General features: G+C 66.5%; 15 protein-coding genes. 7 read left to right on the top strand and 8 right to left on the bottom strand.

Translation table 11 applies throughout. The features are described 5' to 3' along the window. Positions 1–8 precede the first annotated feature (8 nt). Genes ACZK3J_RS00415 through ACZK3J_RS00430 form a run of 4 tightly spaced genes read right to left on the bottom strand, consistent with a single transcriptional unit; the run spans position 9 to position 5,368 of the window. Entirely contained in the window at positions 9–716 is a 708-nt protein-coding gene (locus tag ACZK3J_RS00415; protein WP_032128709.1) for a DUF4159 domain-containing protein, read from the bottom strand. Continuing rightward, positions 716–2,050: a TldD/PmbA family protein gene (locus tag ACZK3J_RS00420; RefSeq protein ID WP_019336350.1), complete on the bottom strand. Its 1,335-nt coding sequence runs from the start codon at positions 2,048–2,050 to the stop codon at positions 716–718. Before ACZK3J_RS00420 ends, ACZK3J_RS00415 begins: the two co-directional genes overlap by 1 nt. A gap of 21 nt (positions 2,051–2,071) precedes the next feature. Beyond that, a complete protein-coding gene (locus ACZK3J_RS00425; protein WP_032128710.1) occupies positions 2,072–3,706 on the bottom strand; it encodes a TldD/PmbA family protein in 1,635 nt (544 codons plus the stop codon). A 30-nt stretch (positions 3,707–3,736) separates the two neighbouring features. After that, entirely contained in the window at positions 3,737–5,368 is a 1,632-nt protein-coding gene (locus tag ACZK3J_RS00430) for a TldD/PmbA family protein (RefSeq protein WP_478476278.1), read from the bottom strand. A gap of 760 nt (positions 5,369–6,128) precedes the next feature. Between ACZK3J_RS00430 and ACZK3J_RS00435 the strand changes: the two genes are divergently transcribed. Continuing rightward, positions 6,129–6,743 (top strand): DUF938 domain-containing protein, encoded by a 615-nt coding sequence (locus ACZK3J_RS00435; RefSeq protein WP_478476279.1) that lies wholly within the window; start codon positions 6,129–6,131, stop codon positions 6,741–6,743. Here ACZK3J_RS00435 and ACZK3J_RS00440 read toward each other — a convergent pair whose 3' ends face one another. From ACZK3J_RS00440 to ACZK3J_RS00450, 3 genes are all read right to left on the bottom strand, one after another. Next, positions 6,744–8,066: a type II toxin-antitoxin system HipA family toxin gene (locus tag ACZK3J_RS00440; protein ID WP_478476280.1), complete on the bottom strand. Its 1,323-nt coding sequence runs from the start codon at positions 8,064–8,066 to the stop codon at positions 6,744–6,746. 3 nt (positions 8,067–8,069) lie between these two features. Further along, entirely contained in the window at positions 8,070–8,327 is a 258-nt protein-coding gene (locus ACZK3J_RS00445; RefSeq protein ID WP_414577283.1) for a helix-turn-helix domain-containing protein, read from the bottom strand. 157 nt (positions 8,328–8,484) lie between these two features. Further along, positions 8,485–12,171, bottom strand: coding sequence for an indolepyruvate ferredoxin oxidoreductase family protein (locus ACZK3J_RS00450; RefSeq protein ID WP_478476281.1), 3,687 nt, complete (start codon positions 12,169–12,171; stop codon positions 8,485–8,487). Between the two features lie 168 nt (positions 12,172–12,339). Between ACZK3J_RS00450 and ACZK3J_RS00455 the strand changes: the two genes are divergently transcribed. Beyond that, positions 12,340–12,975: a tetratricopeptide repeat protein gene (locus ACZK3J_RS00455; RefSeq protein ID WP_032128715.1), complete on the top strand. Its 636-nt coding sequence runs from the start codon at positions 12,340–12,342 to the stop codon at positions 12,973–12,975. Between the two features lie 591 nt (positions 12,976–13,566). Here the strand turns inward: ACZK3J_RS00455 and ACZK3J_RS00460 are convergent. Beyond that, on the bottom strand, positions 13,567–15,051 hold the full coding sequence (locus ACZK3J_RS00460) for an AAA family ATPase (protein WP_049398189.1): 1,485 nt from the start codon (positions 15,049–15,051) through the stop codon (positions 13,567–13,569). Between the two features lie 123 nt (positions 15,052–15,174). Here ACZK3J_RS00460 and ACZK3J_RS00465 point away from each other — a divergent pair, with 123 nt between their 5' ends. Genes ACZK3J_RS00465 through ACZK3J_RS00485 form a run of 5 tightly spaced genes read left to right on the top strand, consistent with a single transcriptional unit; the run spans position 15,175 to position 19,445 of the window. Then, positions 15,175–15,804, top strand: a complete 630-nt coding sequence (locus ACZK3J_RS00465; protein WP_329842700.1) for a nucleotide-binding protein — start codon at positions 15,175–15,177, stop codon at positions 15,802–15,804. Between the two features lie 49 nt (positions 15,805–15,853). Then, complete coding sequence (locus ACZK3J_RS00470; RefSeq protein WP_005407539.1) at positions 15,854–16,330, top strand: SixA phosphatase family protein; 477 nt, start codon at positions 15,854–15,856, stop codon at positions 16,328–16,330. A gap of 4 nt (positions 16,331–16,334) precedes the next feature. Then, entirely contained in the window at positions 16,335–16,952 is a 618-nt protein-coding gene (locus ACZK3J_RS00475) for a YceI family protein (RefSeq protein WP_478476282.1), read from the top strand. Beyond that, the gene (locus ACZK3J_RS00480) at positions 16,949–19,000 is read left to right on the top strand and encodes a phospholipase D family protein (RefSeq protein ID WP_478476283.1); all 2,052 of its coding nucleotides are present in this window, start codon (positions 16,949–16,951) and stop codon (positions 18,998–19,000) included. Before ACZK3J_RS00475 ends, ACZK3J_RS00480 begins: the two co-directional genes overlap by 4 nt. A gap of 10 nt (positions 19,001–19,010) precedes the next feature. Beyond that, entirely contained in the window at positions 19,011–19,445 is a 435-nt protein-coding gene (locus ACZK3J_RS00485) for a hotdog fold thioesterase (protein ID WP_032128719.1), read from the top strand. The last annotated feature ends 93 nt before the right edge of the window (positions 19,446–19,538 follow it).

Genomic DNA, 19,538 nt, shown 5'->3' on the forward strand with positions numbered 1-19,538 from the left:
AGGTCCTATCAATTGTTCAACGCGTACATCACGATGTTGACGCCGAAGCGGGTGTTGTCTTCGGCCAGGAAGCGCTTGTTGCGCCAGTCGTAGTCCCACTCGCAGCCGTAGTCCTTGTTGCTGTAGAGCAGGCCCAGGCGGCCATCGACCTCGATGCCCTTCAGATAGTCGTGCACCAGGTCGTCGCCCCAGCCGTTGAGTTCGAAGCTGGTGGCGGGCGGGCCATCGGGGAAGCGGAAGAAGCTGCGGTACAGCGGGTGGCTGTTGGGCAGCTTCTGCAGTGCCTTGGGACCAAACAGGCGACCCATCTGTGCCTCGAACGAGGTGGCGAACAGGCCGTCGATATCGTGGTTGCAGTCGTCGACGAAGACGAAGCCGCCATTGCGCACATAGCGCACGAAGTTCTGCCGCTCGGCGGCGTTGAACTCCACCAGCGTGTGCCCGGCCAGGTAGCAGAACGGCGCTTCCAGCATGCGCGGGTCGGCCAGCGCCACCACGTGTTCCTGCGGGTCCACGCGCAGCGAGGTGTAGTCGATCAGCGAGGTGATCAGGTTGGACGGCATGCGCGCGTCCACGTCCCAATCGCCGGAGTCGTACTGCAGGCGGGTGAACCAGAAGTCGTAGCGCGAACTGCGCGGGCCTGACTGCGCCAAGGCCGGCAGCGCCGCCGCCGAAGCGGCAGCGGCCAACCAGCGCAGGCAGGCCCGGCGATCCATCAGACCGCGTCGGACAGCGAGGTGAAGGTGAAATCGCGCAGCTTCATCGGCGGGATCATCATCACGTAGCTGGATTCGTCACCGGCCACGCGCACCGGCTTGCCCAGCTCTTCGATGTTGTTGAGCATGATCACCGGCGATTCGTTGAAGCGGAAGTTCTTCACCGGGTGCTTGATCTGGCCGTTCTCGATGTAGAAGGTGCCGTCGCGGGTGAGGCCGGTCAGCAGCACGGTCTGCGGATCGACCATGCGGATGTACCAGGTACGGGTGACCAGGATGCCCTTCTGGGTGCCGCGCACCAGCTCGGCGGTGCTCTTGTCGCCACCGCTCATCAGCAGGTTGCCCGGCGTTGCCTTGGCGGTCTTGCCCTGCTTCTGCGCCCAGAAGCGCGAGTAGTCCAGGTTGGCGATCTTGCCGTTCTCGATGATGGCCATGCGCTCGCGTGGCATGCCTTCGCCGTCCCACGGCAGCACCGGTGCGTCCGGATGCCACGGATCGGCAATCATGGTCACGCGCGGGTCGTAGACCTGCTCGCCCAGTTTGTTGCCACCGCCTTTCTTCGACAGGAAGCTGCGGCCTTCATCGGCCGAGCGTGCGCTGAAGAAGTTCATCATGAAGCTGATCAGGCCCGCGGCCGCGGCCGGTTCCAGGATCACCGTGTACTTGCCCGGCTCCAGCGCTTTGGCTTCGGCCGATTCGGTGGCCTTGCGCATGGCGATGCGGATGTCCTGGTCGGCCTTGAAGTCGGCGGCATCCTTCAGGTTGCGGCCGACCCAGCCCGAACCGCGGCCATCTTCGGTACGCACGGTGCAGGTGTAATCGAAGTTGGTGGTGCGCTGGTAGGCGAAGTTGCCGTTGCTGTTGGCGGTGGCCTGGAAGCCCTGGCCGTCTTCGAGGAAGCCGGCGGCGATCAGGCCGTGGCCACGGCACGGGGCGATCGAATCGGCGGCGACCTTGGCGCGGAAGGCTGGATCGATCGCAGCGGTGGATTCGCTGAAGGTCGGGCTGGCGCGATAGCTCTGCTTGCCGATGGCCGGCATGAACTCCGGGTTCTCCGGCGCCAGGCGCGCCAGGTCTTCGGCGCGGCGTACCACGCGTTCCAGCGCGGCATCGTCGAACTCGTTGATCGAGGCGGTACCCACGCGCTTGCCGAAGGCGACGGTGACCGCCAGCTCGGTGTTGTCGACGATGCCGCTGGTGGAGACATTGTTCAGCGCGAAACGGATGTTGCCGCTGATCGCGCCGGCCAGCACGGCGGTGCATTCGTCGGCCTTGGACAGGGCGATGACCTTGTCGAGGATGGCCTTGGCCTGGGCTTCGGTGAAGATACTCATGGTGTAAGGGCTCCTGACCGATCAGCCGAGGCTGCGTGCGGTGTTGATGACGTTGATGCCGTTGAAGCGCGCGGTGGACGAACCGTGCGAGACCGCCGAGACCTGGCCCGGCTGGCCCTTGCCGTCGAAGAACGAACCGCCCAGGCGGTAGTCGCGCTCGTCGGCCACGGCGGTGCAGGCATTCCAGAACTCCGGCGTGCGGATCTGGTAGGCCACGTCTTCCAGCATGCGGGTGATCTGGCCGTTCTTGATCTCGTAGAACAGCTGGCCACCGAACTGCGCGTTGTAGCGCTGCTGGTCGATCGAGAACGAACCATCACCGATGATGTAGATGCCGTTCTCCACGTCCTTGATCAGGTCCGGCACGCTCAGCGGCTTCTTGCCCGGTGCCATCGACACGTTGGCCATGCGCTGGAACTGCACGCTGGACCACGAGTCGGCGTAGCAGCAGCCGTCGGACTCGGTCTTGCCGAGGATGTGGGCCTGGTCGCGGATGGTCTGGTAATCCACCAGCTTGCCGTTGCTGATCAGGTCCCAGCGCTTGCACTTCACGCCTTCATCGTCGTACGCCACCGCACCGAGGCTGCCCGGCTGGGTCTTGTCGGCGAAGATGTTGACCAGCTCGCTGCCGTACTGGAAATGCTGTTCGCGCTTGTCCAGGGTGGCGAAGCTGGTGCCGGCGTAGTTGGCTTCGTAGCCGAGCACGCGGTCCAGCTCCAGCGGGTGGCCGATCGACTCATGGATGGTCAGCCAGGTGTGCGACGGGTCGAGCACCAGATCGTACTTGCCCGGCTTTACCGACGGGGCCTTCAGCTTTTCCTGCGCCTGCTTGGCGGCGGCGATGGCATCTTCCTTCATGTTGTAGGAAGAGCTGTAGTTGACCACGCCATTCGGGCTGACCACCTTGCCGGCAGCCGCGCCGTCCAGATACTCGTAGCCCAGGCCCATCGGCGAGGACAGGCCTTCGCGGGTACGGAACTTGCCGCTGGACTTGTCGATGGCGGTGATCGTCATCGGTGCCCAGATGCGGTGCACGTCCTGGTCGATATAGGAACCATCGGTGGAGGCGAAGTACTTCTGCTCGTTGACCAGGAACAGCATCGAGTTGACGAAGCTGGCACCGGCGCCCATCGCCGCAGCGTTGACGTCCAGCAGCAGGCCGACCTTGTCCTTGATCGGCACTTCCATCGCATTCTTGCGGATAGGCGTGCGCCAGCTCACCTCACCCACGCCCGGCGCCTTGGCCAGCTGTACCGGTGCGGTCTGCACGCCGGCATTGGCCTTGGCGATTGCTGCGGCCTGCTGCGCGGCCTTGGCTACATCGGCCGTACCCAGCGCATTGGTGGCGGCGAAGCCCCAGGCACCGTTGACGATCACGCGGATGCCCACGCCGGTGGACTCGGTGTTCACCACGTTCTGCACCTTGTCCTCGCGGGTGATCACGAACTGCCGCAGGTAGCGGCCGATGCGCACGTCGCAGTAGGTGGCACCGGCCTGGCGGGCAGCGGCCAGCGCCGCATCGGCCAGGCGCTTCTTCAGCCCCAGGTCCAGCGTGCTCTGCAGTTGTTCGGCGGCAATCGCCTTGCCGAAGAAGGAAGGCACGATCAGCCCGCCCGCGGTAAGCCCGGTCAGGGCCAGGAAGTCACGTCTTTGCAAGGCTGCTCTCCATGTCGAAGGATGGGTGGCTCAAGCGCCGAGACTGCGCGCGGTGTTGATGATGTTGATGCCGTTGAAGCGGGTGGTGGACGAACCGTGCGAGACCGCCGAGACCTGGCCGGGCTGGCCCTTGCCGTCGAAGAACGAACCGCCCAGGCGGAAGTCACGCTCGTCGCAGATCGCAGTGCAGGCATTCCAGAATTCCGGCGTACGGATCTGGTAGGCCGCATCCTCGACCATGCCGGCGATCTTTCCGTCCTTGATCTGGTAGTACAGCTGGCCGCCGAACTGCGCGTTGTAGCGCTGCTGGTCGATCGAATACGACCCACGGCCGTGGATGTAGATGCCGTTCTCCACGTCCTTGATCATGTCTTCGACGCTGAGCGGCTTTTTGCCCGGCGCCAGCGAGACATTGGCCATGCGCTGGAACTGCACGCTGGACCAGGAATCGGCGTAACTGCAGCCATGCGAGGCATCGCGGCCGAGGATGTGGGCCTCATCGCGGGTGGCCTGGTAATCGACCAGGATGCCGTCGCGCACCAGGTCCCAGCGCTGGGTCTTCACGCCTTCGTCGTCGTAGCCGACCGCACCGAGGCTGCCCGGTTGGATCTTGTCGGCGAAGAAGGTGACGATGTCGCTGCCCCAGCGGAAACCGGCATCGCGCTTGTCCAGCGTGGCGAAGCTGGTGCCGGCGTAGTTGGCTTCGTAGCCGAGCACGCGGTCCAGCTCCAGCGGGTGGCCAACGTTCTCGTGGATGGTCAGGAACAGGTTGGACGGGTCCAGCACCAGGTCGTACTTGCCCGGCTTCACCGACGGCGCCTTCAGCTTCTCGCGCGCGTGGCGGGCGGCGGCGATGGCGTCCTCGACCGGGTCGTAGGAATCGCGGTAGGCGGTGATGCCACCGGGCAGCTGCACCTTGCCGCGCGCATCGCCATCAAGGAACTCGTAGCCCATGCCCATCGGCGAGGACAGGCCGGCACGAGTGCGGAACCTGCCGCTGGCCTTGTCGATGGCGGTGGCAGTGAACGGCAGCCAGATGCGATGGATGTCCTGGTCGATGAACGAGCCGTCGCTGGAGGCGAAGTACTTCTGTTCATTGACCAGGAACAGGGTGGAATTGATGTAGTCGGCGCCCGCATTCAGCGCGGCGGCGTTGAGTGCCAGCAACAGCTCGACCTTGTCCTGGATCGGCACCGCCATCGCGTTCCTGCGCACCGGGGTCTGCCAGTGCACCTCGCCCACCGACGGCGTCGGTGCCAGCTGCACCGGCCGGGTCTGGATGCCGGCGTTGGCGCGGGCGATCGCTGCGGCCTGCTCGACCGCCGCGCGCACGGCAGCCTCGGTCTGCTGGTGGGTAGCGGCAAAGCCCCAGGCGCCGTTGACGATCACCCGCACGCCGACACCGGACGATTCGCGGTTGGTCACATTGCCGACCTGGTGCTCGCGGGTGATGACCGACTGGTTGAGATAGCGGCCGATGCGCACGTCGCAGTAGCTGGCCTTGGCGTTGCGTGCGGCGGCGAGCGCAACGTCCGCCAGGCGTCTGCGCTGGGCGGTATCGACCGGGGCGAGCAGCTGCTCGGCGGCGATGGCACGGGAATGCGGCAGCAGCAGGCCCGCCAGGCCCAGACCGGAAAAAGCCAGGAACTCACGTCGTTGCACAGCGTTTCTCTCTCTCGCTTGCGTGCGGTTGGCAACGGGCCGGACCGATCACGTCAACTCCTCGACTTTCGCCAGCGCGGCGCGTCCGGGCAAGTGACTGCAGTCATGGTTGGGTGGGTTTCGGCAGGGCTGCGCCCTGCACCTGCTCAATGCAACGGCAACGGCCAAAGCCAGAGCGGCATTCCGTGGGTTGGTGGGGCGGTGTCGGACTGCGGGGACGCCGCAAGTACGTCCCTGTAGGCTTGGCAGCCGCATCCATGCGGCTGACACCCCGCAATCCGACACCGCCCCACCTTCGACAGGTTCACTCGGCTGTTGGTAGGTGTCGACCTTGGTCGACACGTCTGTCAGATATCGAAATGTATCCGGGGTCAGAGCCGTTCTCCTGCGGAAAACGGATCTGACCCCAAGAGCCGTTCCGACAGACCGCTGAAAACTGTCGAAGGCGGGGTGGGTCCGGTTGCGGGGGCGTGAGCGCCATGGATGGCGCGACCGAGCCTCCATGGGTGAGGGCGCTTTGCTTGCGAAGCACCGCTTCGCAAGCGCCCGAACGCACAGCCGCCAGCGGCTGGGCCGGACCCCGGAGGGGGATTCACGGCGTCCCCCGCAACCGGACCCACCCCGCCATCCCCCAGGAAGCCCGCTGTTGCAGTTGCTTTGGCTGTTGCTGTTGCTCCGGCTCCTGCGGGTGCAGGGCTGCAAGCCCTGCAGACACCCCCTCGTGCACAATGGGGCCGACCCCGCCTGGACACCGTCCCTGATGTCGAGCAAGCCGTATTCAGAAGCCTGCGAGCGCAACCGCGAACCCATCGCCACCGCACTCGACCCGTGGATGGGCGACCGCCATCGGGTGCTGGAGATCGGCAGTGGCACCGGCCAGCACGCGGCGTTCTTCGCCGAGCGCTGGCCCTGGCTGCGCTGGCAGCCCAGCGATCATCCGGACCATCTGCCCGGCATCGAGGCCTGGCGTGCGGAGGCCGCGCTGCTCAATCTGCTGCCGCCGGTGGCACTGCAGGTGGAACTACCTCCGGCGTCGGGCCTGTCGTTGCCCGAGGGCAGCACGTTCGATGCCGCATTCAGTGCCAACACGTTGCACATCATGGGCTGGGAGCATGTGCAGGCGCTGTTCGCCGCGCTGCCGTCGGTGCTGCGGCATGGTGCGCTGCTGGCGGTGTACGGCCCGTTCAACTACGGCGGTCGCTACACCAGCGACAGCAACGCGCAGTTCGATGCCTGGCTGAAGGCGCGTGATCCACGCAGCGGCATCCGCGATGTGGAAGCGGTGCAGGCGCTGGCGGCGGACAACGGCTTCACCCGCCTGGGTGATGTGGCGATGCCGGCCAACAACCGGTTGCTGCTGTGGCGGCTGGGGTGATCAGGCGTCCGGCGACATGCTGGAAAGGCGTGCCGCCGCAGCGCGCAGCCCGTTGAAAATGGGTTCGGACACGTTTACGGGGAAATCACTTGGGAGCTGACGCGTGACCTGCTCGATGGCGGGTTCGACGGCTGCGATCAGCGCTTCGATCCACGGCTCCGCACCATCAGCGACACCACAGGCGCGTGCGGTTTCGTTCCAATGGCGTCGTCGCACAAGGTGCAGCTTCCGGTGGCGGTTCTTGCCCTGGACGGACATGGCGAGCTGTGCATTCCGCGGGTCGAGCTGGTTTGGCCCCCTACCCAGGATGGGATGCACCGACAATACGTCGTAGACGGGTGTCAGGCGGAAGCGTCCACCGGCTTCGAGGTAAACACTGAAGTTCTTGGCATGTCCATCGGTTGCAGCCAACATCCAGAAAAGAATCTGCGTCTTGAAGAAGGTCGCCCGATCCTCGAAATCCTCGGATTGTCGAAGCAGATCCATGATGGTCACGATGCCTGGGCCGCCATCGGATTCATACTTCCTGGCAGCGGGCAGACCGAAGACCTGGCACATGTCTTCCTGCGGCAGCCGCAGCCACCACCGGCGATCCGCAGAAAGGCGGCGGTCGAATCGCTCCACAATAAGCGCGCGTTCGTCCTTGAAGCGTCCCATCTGCGTATTCGCAACGGGGATTCCAAAGGCGGAAAGCAGTTGCATGCACAGCCATTCGTTCTCGACGGATTGGTGCATGTCCGCCCGCATGTTGCCCACAATGCCAAGCGGCAGCTTGAAGATATGGGTGGATGGGGTACTGCCGGTAGGAATGCACCACTGGCCAGCATGCAGCAGAAGTCCCGTCTTCTCCTGCGCACCGGCGATGGATATGCGGAACGCATCATCACTGGTGGGTGCGCCAGGTAGATTCCCTGCCGTCACCTGACGCAGGATCGCAGCGACGCCTGATTCGTCCAACGCTTCGCACGTAATCTGCTGGATGTCCCCCGGTGTATGCGAAAGCGGCAGCAGTTGCACTGCGCCGACGCAATCCCGGCCAATGGCTTCGAGAAGATCGAATGTGTCGCTGCTGCGCGTGGAGAACCTGTCGCGGATCCGGTTGCGGATGACGGCGTTGTCGGGAAGAAGGTTGTCGAAGTAGTTGTTGACGACATCGCCCCGATGGCTCTCACCCTCCGGGAGCAGGGGCAGTGAGAGTGACAACGGCCGGGACTGGGCGGAGCTGATCCACGAGTCGACGTACGAAAGCCGGGAAGAGCCGCTCCGGACATCATCCCAGAGCGCGACCTCGACACCATTCATCCAGACCCGCAGCGTACCCATGGCTCACCACTCCAACGTTGACGTTGTCTCCGGGCGGCTTCGCTGCTGCAATCTGACTTCCAGACCCAGCACTGCCCAGACCCGCATCAGCCGTTCGAAGCTTGCCGATGCCGGGTCGCGCTCCAATGCGCCTACTGCCTGGCGGCTTATGCCGAGCTGGGCCGCCAACTGCGCCTGGCTCAGGCCCGCCTGGCGCCTGAACGCACGCATCAGCGGTGCCAGTTGTTGAGGTGTCCTCACCGTGTGCAGCGGCCTGTCCATATCGGCAGTCCCCTAGAAAGTGACCGTACGCGAGCGTGTACGCAAAGGATAGGTTGCATTACGACAAGCAACCTATCTCTTTCCTTCGCTGGAGGCAACCTATCGATTGCTATCTCAATATGCAATCAATAGGTTGCTTTCGTGCCGTCAGCGGTGCTCAAGCCACCTGCACGATGTGCAGCGCCTTTGGGTTCCGCCACTGCGCCAGCAGGGCGGCTTCGCGCGCCTTGGCCTGCTCGAAATGCGCTTCCTTGACGTGGCCGAAGCCGCGGATGTGCTCGGGCACGCTGGCGATTTCCACCGCCAGCGCCAGGCGGTCGTCATCCAGGCCGTCCAGCAGCAGCTGCACGGTGGCCTCGTAATCGCCGATCAGCTTGCGCTCCATGCGGCGTTCCTCGGTGCGGCCGAACACATCAAGCCGGCCGCCGCGAAGGAACTTCAGCTTGGCCAGCAGGCCGAAGGCCTTGAACATCCACGGGCCGTATTCCTTCTTCAGCAACCGGCCCTGCTCGTCCTTCCTGGCGAACAGCGGCGGTGCCAGGTGGAAGCGCAGCTGGTAATCGCCCTCGAACTGCTGCTGCAGGCGGCGCTGGAAGTCGCCACTGGTATACAGGCGGGCCACTTCGTACTCGTCCTTGTAGGCCATCAGCTTGAACAGGTAACGGGCTACGGTCTCGGTCAGCGCGGTGGAACCGCCGATGCGGTCGGCTTCGGCGGCGCGCACGCGCTCGACCAGGCTGCGGTAGCGGTTGGCGTAGGCAGCGTCCTGGTACTCGACCAGGAACGCGGCGCGGCGCTCGATCATTTCATCCAGCGAGCGCGACAGGCGTGCATCGTCCAGCGGCAGGAATGCCACGTCGCCACCGTGCGAGGGCAGGCCACGCAGTTCGCGTTCGTCGCCGGTGTTGCGCGGTGCGGCGGTGGCGCCCCATTCGTTGCCCTCCCACTCGCCCGGCGGCAGCGGGTGCAGCGGGCCCGGGGTGGATTCGGTATCGGTGTGGCGGTTGCGCACCAGGCCGGCGGCCTGCTGCACGGCCTGCGGGTCGACCACGGCCAGGCGGCCCCAGGCGAAGGCCTGCTGGTTCATCGCCACGGCCGCACCGTTGAGTTCGATGGCGCGCATCAGCGACTCGAACGACAGCGGCACCAGGCCCTGCTGCCACGCATAGCCGAGGATGAACAGGTTGGCGGCGATCGCATCGCCCAGCAGCGCGGTGGCCAGCTGGGTGGCATCCAGCAGCAACGGCTCCTGGCCGCCCAGCGCCACGCGCACACCGGCCACGATGTCGGCGGCGGGGAACTGCATGTCCGGGCGGGTGGTGAAGGTACCGGGCATCGCTTCGTAGGTGTTCAGCACCACCTGCGAACGGCCGGCACGCACCTTCGACAGGGCCCAGTAGTCGTTGACCACCACCATGTCGCAGCCCACCACCAGGTCAGCCTCACCGGCGGCGATGCGCACGGCGTGGATGTCTTCGGGACGACGGGCGATGCGGATGTGCGTGGTCACCGCGCCGCCCTTCTGTGCCAGGCCGGTCTGGTCGAGCACGGTCGCACCCTTGCCTTCCAGGTGGCCGGCCATGCCCAGCAGCGCGCCGATGGTCACCACGCCGGTACCGCCGACGCCGGTGATCAGGATGTTCCAGGGCTGTTCGAGGGTGCCGCGGATGGCCGGTGCCGGCAGGTTGTCCAGCAGGGTGGAAGCATCGCGCTTGCTGCCCTTGCGCGGCTGGCCACCGTGCACGGTGACGAAGCTCGGGCAGAAACCGTTCACGCAGGAATAGTCCTTGTTGCAGTTGGACTGATCGATCTCGCGCTTGCGCCCGAACTCGGTTTCCTTCGGTAGCACCGACACGCAGAAGCTCTTCTTGCCGCAGTCACCGCAGCCTTCGCAGACCAGCGAATTGATCAGCACGCGCTTCTGCGGATCTTCCAGCTTGCCGCGCTTGCGGCGGCGGCGCTTCTCGGTGGCGCAGGTCTGTTCGTAGATCAGGATCGAAACACCCTTCACCTCGCGCAGGCGCTTCTGCACCTCATCCAGCTCGCTGCGGTCGTGGAACTCGACGTCGCTGGGGAAGTGCTCGCGCTGGCCGGTCCACTTGCCGATGTTGTCCGACAGCACCACGATGGTGTGGATGCCTTCGGCGCGCATCTGCTTTGCGATGTCGGGCACGCTCAGCGGGCCGTCCACCGGCTGGCCGCCGGTCATCGCCACCGCGTCGTTGTAGAGGATCTTGTAGGTGATGTTGACGCCGGCGGCGACCGCCTGGCGGATCGCCAGCGAGCCGCTGTGGAAATAGGTGCCGTCGCCCAGATTCTGGAATACGTGCGGGGTGTCGGTGAACGGCGCCTGCCCGGCCCAGGTCACGCCTTCGCCGCCCATGTGAGTGAAGGTGTCGGTGCTGCGGTCCATCCAGGTCACCATGTAGTGGCAACCGATGCCGGCCAGCGCCCGCGAGCCTTCCGGCACCTGGGTAGAGGTGTTGTGCGGGCAGCCCGAGCAGTAGTGCGGTACGCGCGGGAAGCTGGCGCGCGGCAACGCAAGCTCGGCTTCCTTCTCCTGCATCCACTGCAGGCGCTGCTCGATCGATTCGTTGTTGAAGAACTTCTGGATGCGGCGACCGATCACGCCGGCGATGGTGGCCGGCGTCAGCTCACCGGTGGACGGCAGGATCCATTCGCCGCTTTCATCGTACTTGCCGACGATGGACGGGCGCTGGCCCCAGCTGGCCGGCCAGTTGAAGAACTGTTCCTTCATCTGGCGCTCGATGAAGGCACGCTTCTCCTCCACCACGATGATGTCTTCCAGGCCCTGCGCGAAGCGCGCGATGCCCTGCGGTTCCAGCGGCCAGGTCATGCCGACCTTGTACACGCGGATGCCGATGTCGGCGCAGGCCGTTTCATCCAGGCCCAGGTATTCCAGCGCCTGCAGCACGTCCAGGTAGCTCTTGCCGGTGGTGACGATGCCCAGCCGCGCGCGCGGCGCATCCATCACCACCTTGTCGATGCCGTTGGCGCGGGCAAACGCCTGCGCCGCCTTCACCGCATAGCGGTGCAGGCGCATTTCCTGATCCAGCGGCGGGTCCGGCCAGCGGATGTTGAGGCCACCCGAGGGCATCTCGAAGTCTTCCGGCAGCACGATGCGGCGCGCCATCGGATCGACCTCGACCGAGGCCGACGATTCCACCGTCTCGGCAATCGTCTTGAAGCCGACCCAGCGGCCGGTATAGCGGCTCATCGCCCAGCCCAGCAGGCCCATGTCGAGGATGTCCTGCACGCCGGCCGGGTTCAGCACCGGCATCATCGCGCTGACGAATTCGTCCTCGCTGCCGTGCGGCAGCGTCGAGCTGCGGCAGGCATGGTCGTCGGCAGCCAGCGCCAGCACGCCGCCGTAGCGCGAGGTGCCGGCGGCATTGGCGTGCTTGAACACGTCGCCGCAGCGGTCCACGCCCGGGCCCTTGCCGTACCACATGCCGAACACGCCCTGCACGTTGGCGCCGGGGAACAGGTTGGTCTGCTGCGTGCCCCACACCATGGTGGCGCCCAGGTCCTCGTTCAGGCCCGGGGTGAACTTCACCTTGGCTGCTTCAAGGTGCTTGCGCGCGCGCCACAGCTCCAGGTCGAAGCCACCCAGCGGGCTGCCACGGTAGCCGCTGACAAAGCCGGCGCTGTCGATGCCTTCGGCGGCGTCGCGCAGCCGCTGCATCAGCGGCAGCCGCACCAGCGCCTGCACGCCACTCAGATAGATCCGCCCCTCGCTGCGGGTGTACTTGTGGTCGAGCGTGTAATCACGGTCGAGCAGGTCGGCGGACGAGGGCGAAGTGAGTTGCGCGGTACTGGTCATGGCTGGCCCGGTAGGATCGGCTGGCACCGGCCGCGTGCAGGCACGCGGCGGGAAAGGCGCGAATTGTAGCAGCGGGGCCGCGAGGCCCCGGCACTCGCGCCCGCGGCGGTGCTGGGGTTAGGATCGGGGAGAGAGAGGGAGGCTGCAGTTGCGGCCTGGGGAGAAGGGATGTCAGTTCCAGGAAAGATCCTGGCCAGCGTGCTGCTGGCCTCGGGAGTGGCCACTGCGTGGGCCGCGCCGGCCGTGCCGGCACCACAGGAGTTCTACTTCGACAACGACCTGGCGGCAACGCCGATGGTGGCGGTGCAGGGCGAGGGCGATGAGCTGGTGGCCCAGCTGGTCAAGCTGCGTGAGCGCGGCCGCCGCGCGGTGGAAGCGACGGTGCAGCTGGCCTCGGTGGCCGGCGCGCAGGGCCGTGGCGAGCTGGCCGAGCAGCTGTATGGCGAGGCGATGAAGGAGGCGCCGGCACAGAGCAGCAGCGGCCGCAGCGTGCGCTGGAACTACGGTTGGGACCTGCTGCGCCAGGGCAAGCCGGAGGCGGCGCTGGAACAGTGGCTGGTATCAGCCAGCAACGCCCGTACGAAGCCCACCTGGGTGCCACCGACCTATGCGTTGGCATTGTGGCGGATGGGGCAGAAGCAGGAGGCGGTGCAGTGGTATGCGGCTGCGGTACGCACCGAGCCGACGCAGTGGAGTACCACGGCCAACTATGGGCAGCTGCTGCCGCAGTGGCGTGAGGATGAGCGCGCGTCGCTGGCCGAGGTGCAGCAGGCCTGGGCGGCCGCACCACCTGCCTGGCCCTGAGGGAAGGGGTTCGGCCGGGTTGCACCCGGCACCCGCAGAGGCAACAGCGGAAGCAACAGCAACAGCCGAAGCAACAGCGGGCTTCCTGCGGGATGGCGGGGCACTGTGGGTTTGCGGGGCCGCCGTAAACCCGTCCTGGGGGCTTGGTCGCCGCATCCATGCGGCTCACACCCTGCAAACCCACAGTGCCCCGCCTTCGACAGATTCCGGCAGCTGTTGGTAGGTGTCGACCTTGGTCGACACGGTAGATCCACGCCATGCGTGGATGAATCTGTAACGGAATCGACTATTCGATATCTGATCGAAATGCAGCCGAATGTGGGCTCGGCTCTACAAAGAGCGGCCGGCCAAGCGCTTTTGCCTTTGCTTCTGCTCTTCTTTTTTCTTTTCCGTGGCGGACGCACTCGGAAATTGTCAGAGGCCGGGCGGGGTGGGTTCGCGGGGGTGTCCGCGGCATGGATGCCGCGGCCAAGCCCCCATGGACGGGTTGACGGCGTCCCCCGCGAATCCATCCCGCCCGGCCAAGCGCGGCTTTTGATGTTCACAGTCAACCAGCCGCCACGAGGGGCTGCGCCGTTCGCTGGAAACCCCTCAGTCGTCCGCGGAAACCGTCCGCCCCGACGCCCACGCACGCAGTGCTTCCACCTGCTCTGCCATCAGCACCGACAGCGGCCGGGTGGCGCGGATCTCGGTCATCAGCAGCTCGGTGTCCAGCGGCCGGCCCTCGGCATGCGCCGCATACAGGCCAGCCACGATCGCCTGCTCGATCTCGGCGCCGGAAAAACCATTGGCGGCCGCCGCCAGCGCGGGCAGTGCGAAGTCGTCGGCGTTGAGCTGGCGCCGGCCCAGGTGCAGCCGCAGCAGTTCCACGCGCACGTCGGGCGAGGGCAGATCGACGAAGAAGATCTCGTCGAAGCGGCCCTTGCGCAGCAGCTCGGCGGGCAGCTCGTGCACCTGGTTGGCGGTGGCGACGATGAACACCGGCGCTTTGCGTTCGGCCATCCAGGTCAGCAGGTAACCGAGCACGCGGCGTGACACGCCGCCGTCCTCGCCTCCGCTGGCCAGGCCCTTCTCGATCTCGTCCATCCACAGCACGCAGGGCGCGAGTTGTTCGGCCGAGGCCAGTGCCTGGCGCAGGTTGGCTTCGGTCTCGCCGTGGTACTTGTTGTACAGCGCGCCCACGTCCAGGCGCAGCAGGGGCACGCCGAAGCCGGCGGCGGTGGCCTTGGCCAGCATCGACTTGCCACAGCCCTGTACGCCCAGCAGCAGCATGCCGCGCGGCGGGTCCAGCCCGGCCGGGGCGGAGCCGGCAATGAACGCCACCCGCCGCTGGTTGATCCAGCGCTTGAGCCGGTTGGCACCGGCCACATCGCCGAAGCGCGCGCTGTCATGTTCGAAGAACAGGTGGCCGCTGCGGTTGAGCAGCTCGAACTTCAGCCGCGCCAGCTGTGGCAGGTCGTCGTCGCGCAGTGCGCCATCGGCGTAGATCAGCTGGCGCGCGATGCGCCGGGCATCGACCAGGCTCAGGCCCTGCAGGTTCTTCAGGATTTTCTTCACCGCCTCGCTGTCGACTTCAACCCGGCGGCCGCCATGCTCGCGCGCATAGGCGTCGGCCTCCTCGCGCAGCATCTTCAGCAGGGCATTGGCATCGGGCAGGCGCGGGTTGAAGCGCACGGCCAGTGCTTCCAGCTCGGCCGGCAGTTCCACCTTGGCACCGATCAGCACCAGCACATGCGGCTCGCTGTGGCGGCGCTGGATCAGGTCGCGAAGGGCGCGCTGGTGGCTGGCATAGCCCAGGTAGGGATGGAAATCGAGCAGCAGGTAGACGCCGCGCTGGTCGGCTTGGCGGATCATCTGCAGGGCCGCGCTGGCATCGGGTGGCCCGACCGGCGGGTCCTCGCTGTCCAGGTCGATCCGGCGCAGGCCCTCGGTGATCGACCAGCGGTGCAGCGCCCGCCATACGTGCATCAGCGTCTGCCGGAACAGCTCGACGATGCGACCCTCGTCCTGGGTCTCGATGACGATCAGTGGGGTATTGGCGCGGATCAACGCGCTCAGATCCTGCAGTTCGCTCATGCCGGTTCGATCCTTCGGGGGCGCCACGATAGCAAAGGCGATGGCCGCTGGTTCAGCACGACGCTACCTCCCGTCACCATCACCGGTGTACGCTCGGGGCACGTACCCGGAAGCGAGGCTGGCATGAAGACGATCCTGGTGGCCGGTTCCAAGGGCGGGGTGGGCAAGACCACCGTCGCCACCCACCTGGCCGCGTACGCGGCATTGCAGGGCAAGGCCACGGTGATTGCCGATGCCGACCCGCAGGGTTCCAGCACCCGCTGGGCACAACGCCGTGCCGGGCTGGAAAGCGCGGTGCTCCCCATCGACGTGTACCGGAAGAAGCAGTGGGCGCAGAAGCTGCCCGACGGCACCGACACCGTCATCATCGATGCGCCGGCCGGTGCCCTGGCTGACGATATTCCCCATTTCCTCGACGCTGCCGACGCGGTGGTGGTACCGGTGCTGCCCTCGGCGCTGGACATCGAAGCGATCGTCGGCTTCCTCAACAGCCTGGCCCAGAACCCGCGCGTCCATAGCCGCAAGCTGCCGGCGGGGCTGGTGCTCAACCGTACCAAACCATGGACCCAGACCTCGCAGCAGGCGCTGCAGATGCTGGGTGAATGGCCGTACCCGGTGGTCGCGCAGCTGCGCGACAGCCAGAGCTATGTGGTCATGACCGGCCTGGGCCGCAGCCTGTTCGACTACCGCTCGGCCCAGGTGCGCGAGCACCAGGCCGACTGGGAGCCGCTGCTGTCCTGGCTGAAGCTTTGATGCCTGCGTCACTCTTTCTGCTGCATCCTCTTCTTCATGGAAACCCGCGATGCGTGAACTGATCCTGCTGCGCCATGCCCATGCCGAACCGGCTACCCCCGGCCAGGCCGACCTCGACCGGCCGTTGTCGCCGGTGGGGCTCGCCGAAGCCGAAGCCGCCGGCAAGTGGCTGAAGGAGAACAACCTGCTGCCGGACTGTGTGCTGTGCTCACCGGCGCGGCGCACCCGGGAGACCCTGGAAGCCGTGCTCGGCACCATCGGCTATGTCGAGAAGCGCCTGGAAGACCGCATCTACGAGGCCACCCCCGGCACCCTGGCGGCGCTGGTGGACGACCGCCGTGACCTCGACCGGGTGCTGATCGTCGGCCATAACCCCGGCCTGGAGCGCCTGGTGGCGTTGATGACGGAAGGCACCAGCAGCGACTATCGCGGCATGCCGCCGGCCGGCATTGCCGTGCTCGGCTTCCCGCGCGAGGCCTCGATCGAGCCGGGCGTGGCCAGCCTGAACGCGTTCTGGTGGCCGTGATCCAATGAGCCTGGCGCGGCGCAGCCGCTTTCTGCTGCCCGTGCTGCTGGCTTCCGGCGCGGCCTGGGCTGCCGCGCCACCGCCAACGCCCTTGCCGCCGGTGGTCGCTGAAGCGCACCGGGTCCTGCACCTGGATGCCCAGCGCTCGCAGATCGGTTTCGAGGTGCGCACCCGCTTCGGGCAACGCATCGAAGGCCTGTTCCCGCACTTCGAGGGTCGCATCGAGATCCTCTCCGACGGCCGCCATCAGGTGCACCTGAAGATGTTCACGCGTTCGGTCGAGATCCCCGGCAAGGCGCGCTACACCGGCTGGATGCGCGGCGAGGAGTTCTTCGACGCAGGCCGCCACCCGGTGGTCGAGTTCGACTCGCTGCCGTACTGGCCGGAGACCGTGGAAGACGGGGGCGACATCAACGGGCGGCTGACCCTGCGCGGGATCAGCCACCCCGAGACACTGAAGGTCGAGAAAGCGGATTGCGCCCGACCCGGCTATGATTGCGACGTCGTCAGCCGCGGTACCGTGCAGCGAGGCCGGTATGGAATGGACAGCTGGCAGCTTGCCTTGAGTGACCGAGTGACCTTCGTATTGCGAGCGCGCCTGAGCGAGGCGCCGAAACCGTGAACCTCCTGCTGCGTGTACTGGCGCTGGCAACCGTGTTGCTGGGCAGCGGTTGTGCATCGCTGTCCAATGCCGAGCGCGATCGCGCCGAAGCGATCGCCGTGCAGGCGCGCTCGATCCAGGTCGACTGTCAGCGCGCCGACCGCTGCGCACAGGATTCGCCGCTGCGGGCGCTGGCCGGCCGGGCGTTCACCGAATCCACCCCGGAGCAGCCGCGCCACTACGCCACCCTGCTGGACGAGGGGGAGGGCGCCCTGGTGGCGCGCCTGAACCTGCTGCGCAGTGCCACCCGCAGCATCGACCTGCAGACCTACATCTTCGACAAGGACGACAGCGCGCGGCTGGTCATCGACGAACTGCTGGCCGCGTCGCGGCGCGGGGTGAAGGTGCGGGTGCTGATCGACCAGCTCTCGGCGATCTCCGACCTGCAGATCCTTGGCGCATTGTCCGGCGCCCACCAGAACTTCCAGCTGCGGGTCTACAACCCGACCTTCGGCAAGGCCCGGCTGAACTACTTCGATTACGCCGGCAGCGTGCTGTGCTGCTTCCGTCGCTTCAACCAGCGCATGCACAACAAGCTGCTGGTGATCGACGATGCGATCGGCGTGGTCGGCGGCCGCAACTACCAGGACGACTATTACGACTGGGATCGCGAGTACAACTTCCGCGATCGCGACGTCATGATCGCCGGCCCGGAAGCGCGGGCGATGGCGGCCAACTTCGATGCGTTCTGGCGCGCCAAGCGCAGCGTGCCGGCCGAGCGCCTGAATGACGTGGGCCGCACCCTGCTGCGCGAAGGCGTGCCGGTGCTGCCGCCCGCCACGTTCCGCCGCCCGGAGCGGGTGCAGCGGGTCAGCGCTGAAGCCAATGACATGGAGTTCATCACCCGTTCCTTCGTGGATACCGCGCTGCCGGTGGCCTCGGTGCGCTACGTCGCCGACCTGCCGCGCAAGCACCGCCGCGAGAAGGCCGATGCCCCGCTGGCCGGCCAGCATGTGACCGAGCCGCAGCTGGACGCACTCATTGCCGGTGCGCAGAAGGAAGTGATCCTGCAGACGCCGTACCTGGTGCTGTCCAAGCCGGCGCAGAAGCTGTTCCGCGAGCTGCGCAAGCGCCCGCAGCCGCCGCGCGTGGTGGTGTCCAGCAACAGCCTGGCGGCCACCGACAACCCGATCGTGTATGCGCTGTCGTACAAGTACAAGCGGCGCAACATGCGCGAACTGGGCTTCAACATCTTCGAATACAAGCCGTTCCCGCTGGATGCACCGGTCGACTACCGCAATCTGCTGCCCGACCCGATCGCCGCGCCCGGAGGCGACGACGACGGTGGGCGCAATCCGCTGATCGGCGGCAGCGCCGCTGGCAGCAATGCCGGTGGTGGCAGCGACGGGGATCTGGCCGTGCCCCGCAAGCAGGTGGCGGTGCATCATCCGCGTACCGGCAGTGCCTACCAGAACGCGCGCGAACGTCGCCGCGCCGCCGGCAGCGAGGTGGAAACGCGCCTGCTGCGCACCGAGACGCGTCCGTCGTTCCTGGGCAGCAAGGCGGTCAACAAGCCGTTGCCGGTCACCCGCAAGGGCGCCCGCATGGGCCTGCACGCCAAGTCGCTGGTGGTCGATCGCCGCATCGGCGTGGTCGGCACCCACAACTTCGATCCACGCAGCGAGAACTACAACACCGAAGGCGCGGTGATCATCGACGATCCGGTGTTTGCCGAGCAGCTGGCCGAGAGCATCCTGCGCGATACCCATCCGCAGAACTCGTGGACAGTGGCGCCGCGGGCCAAGCCGCCAGTGCTGTCGGGCCTGAACTACAGCGTCGGCAAAGCCTCCGAAGCGCTGCCGATCCTCGACTTCTGGCCGTGGCGCTACGCCACCGACTACGAGTTCAAGCCCGGTCCGGACTGCCCGCAGCCGCTGCCACGGCAGGACCCGGCGTTCCACAACTGCTACGTCGCCGTCGGCGACTTCCCCGAAGTCAACGTCGGCCCGAAGTGGCTGCTGGTGCGCATGCTGACTGCATTCGGCGCCGGCCTCGTTCCCATCCTCTGAAGGTGCCCGCATGACCCAGGTGTTCCGCGAAGCCGTTTCCATCGAGCAGCTCAACGCGCTCAGCCGCAACACGGCGATCGAATCCCTCGGCATCGTCTTCAGCGCTGCGGGCGAAGACTGGCTGCAGGCCACCATGCCGGTGGACGAGCGCACCCGGCAGCCGTACGGCATCCTGCACGGCGGTGCCTCGGTGGTGCTGGCCGAGACCCTGGGCAGCAGTGCCGGCAACCTGTGCGTGGATACCGGCAAGCAGATCTGCGTGGGCCTGGAAATCAACGCCAACCACGTGCGCGCCGTGCGCTCGGGCACGGTCACCGGCACCGCCCGCGCGCTGCACGTCGGCCGCAGCACCCAGCTGTGGGAGATCCGCATCGAAGACGAGCAGGGCCGGCTGGTGTGCATCTCTCGGCTGACCCTGGCGGTGGTGGCCGCCGGCCACGGTTGAGCCCCCGGCGGGCGTGTTGACGGCGGCAGAACCCAGCGTTCCCCGCCGATTGCCCCGGTCAATGGCGGTTATGGCCTAAATCGGCTGGCAGCT

It is taken from the genome of Stenotrophomonas sp. 86428_Sma (genome assembly GCF_056481585.1).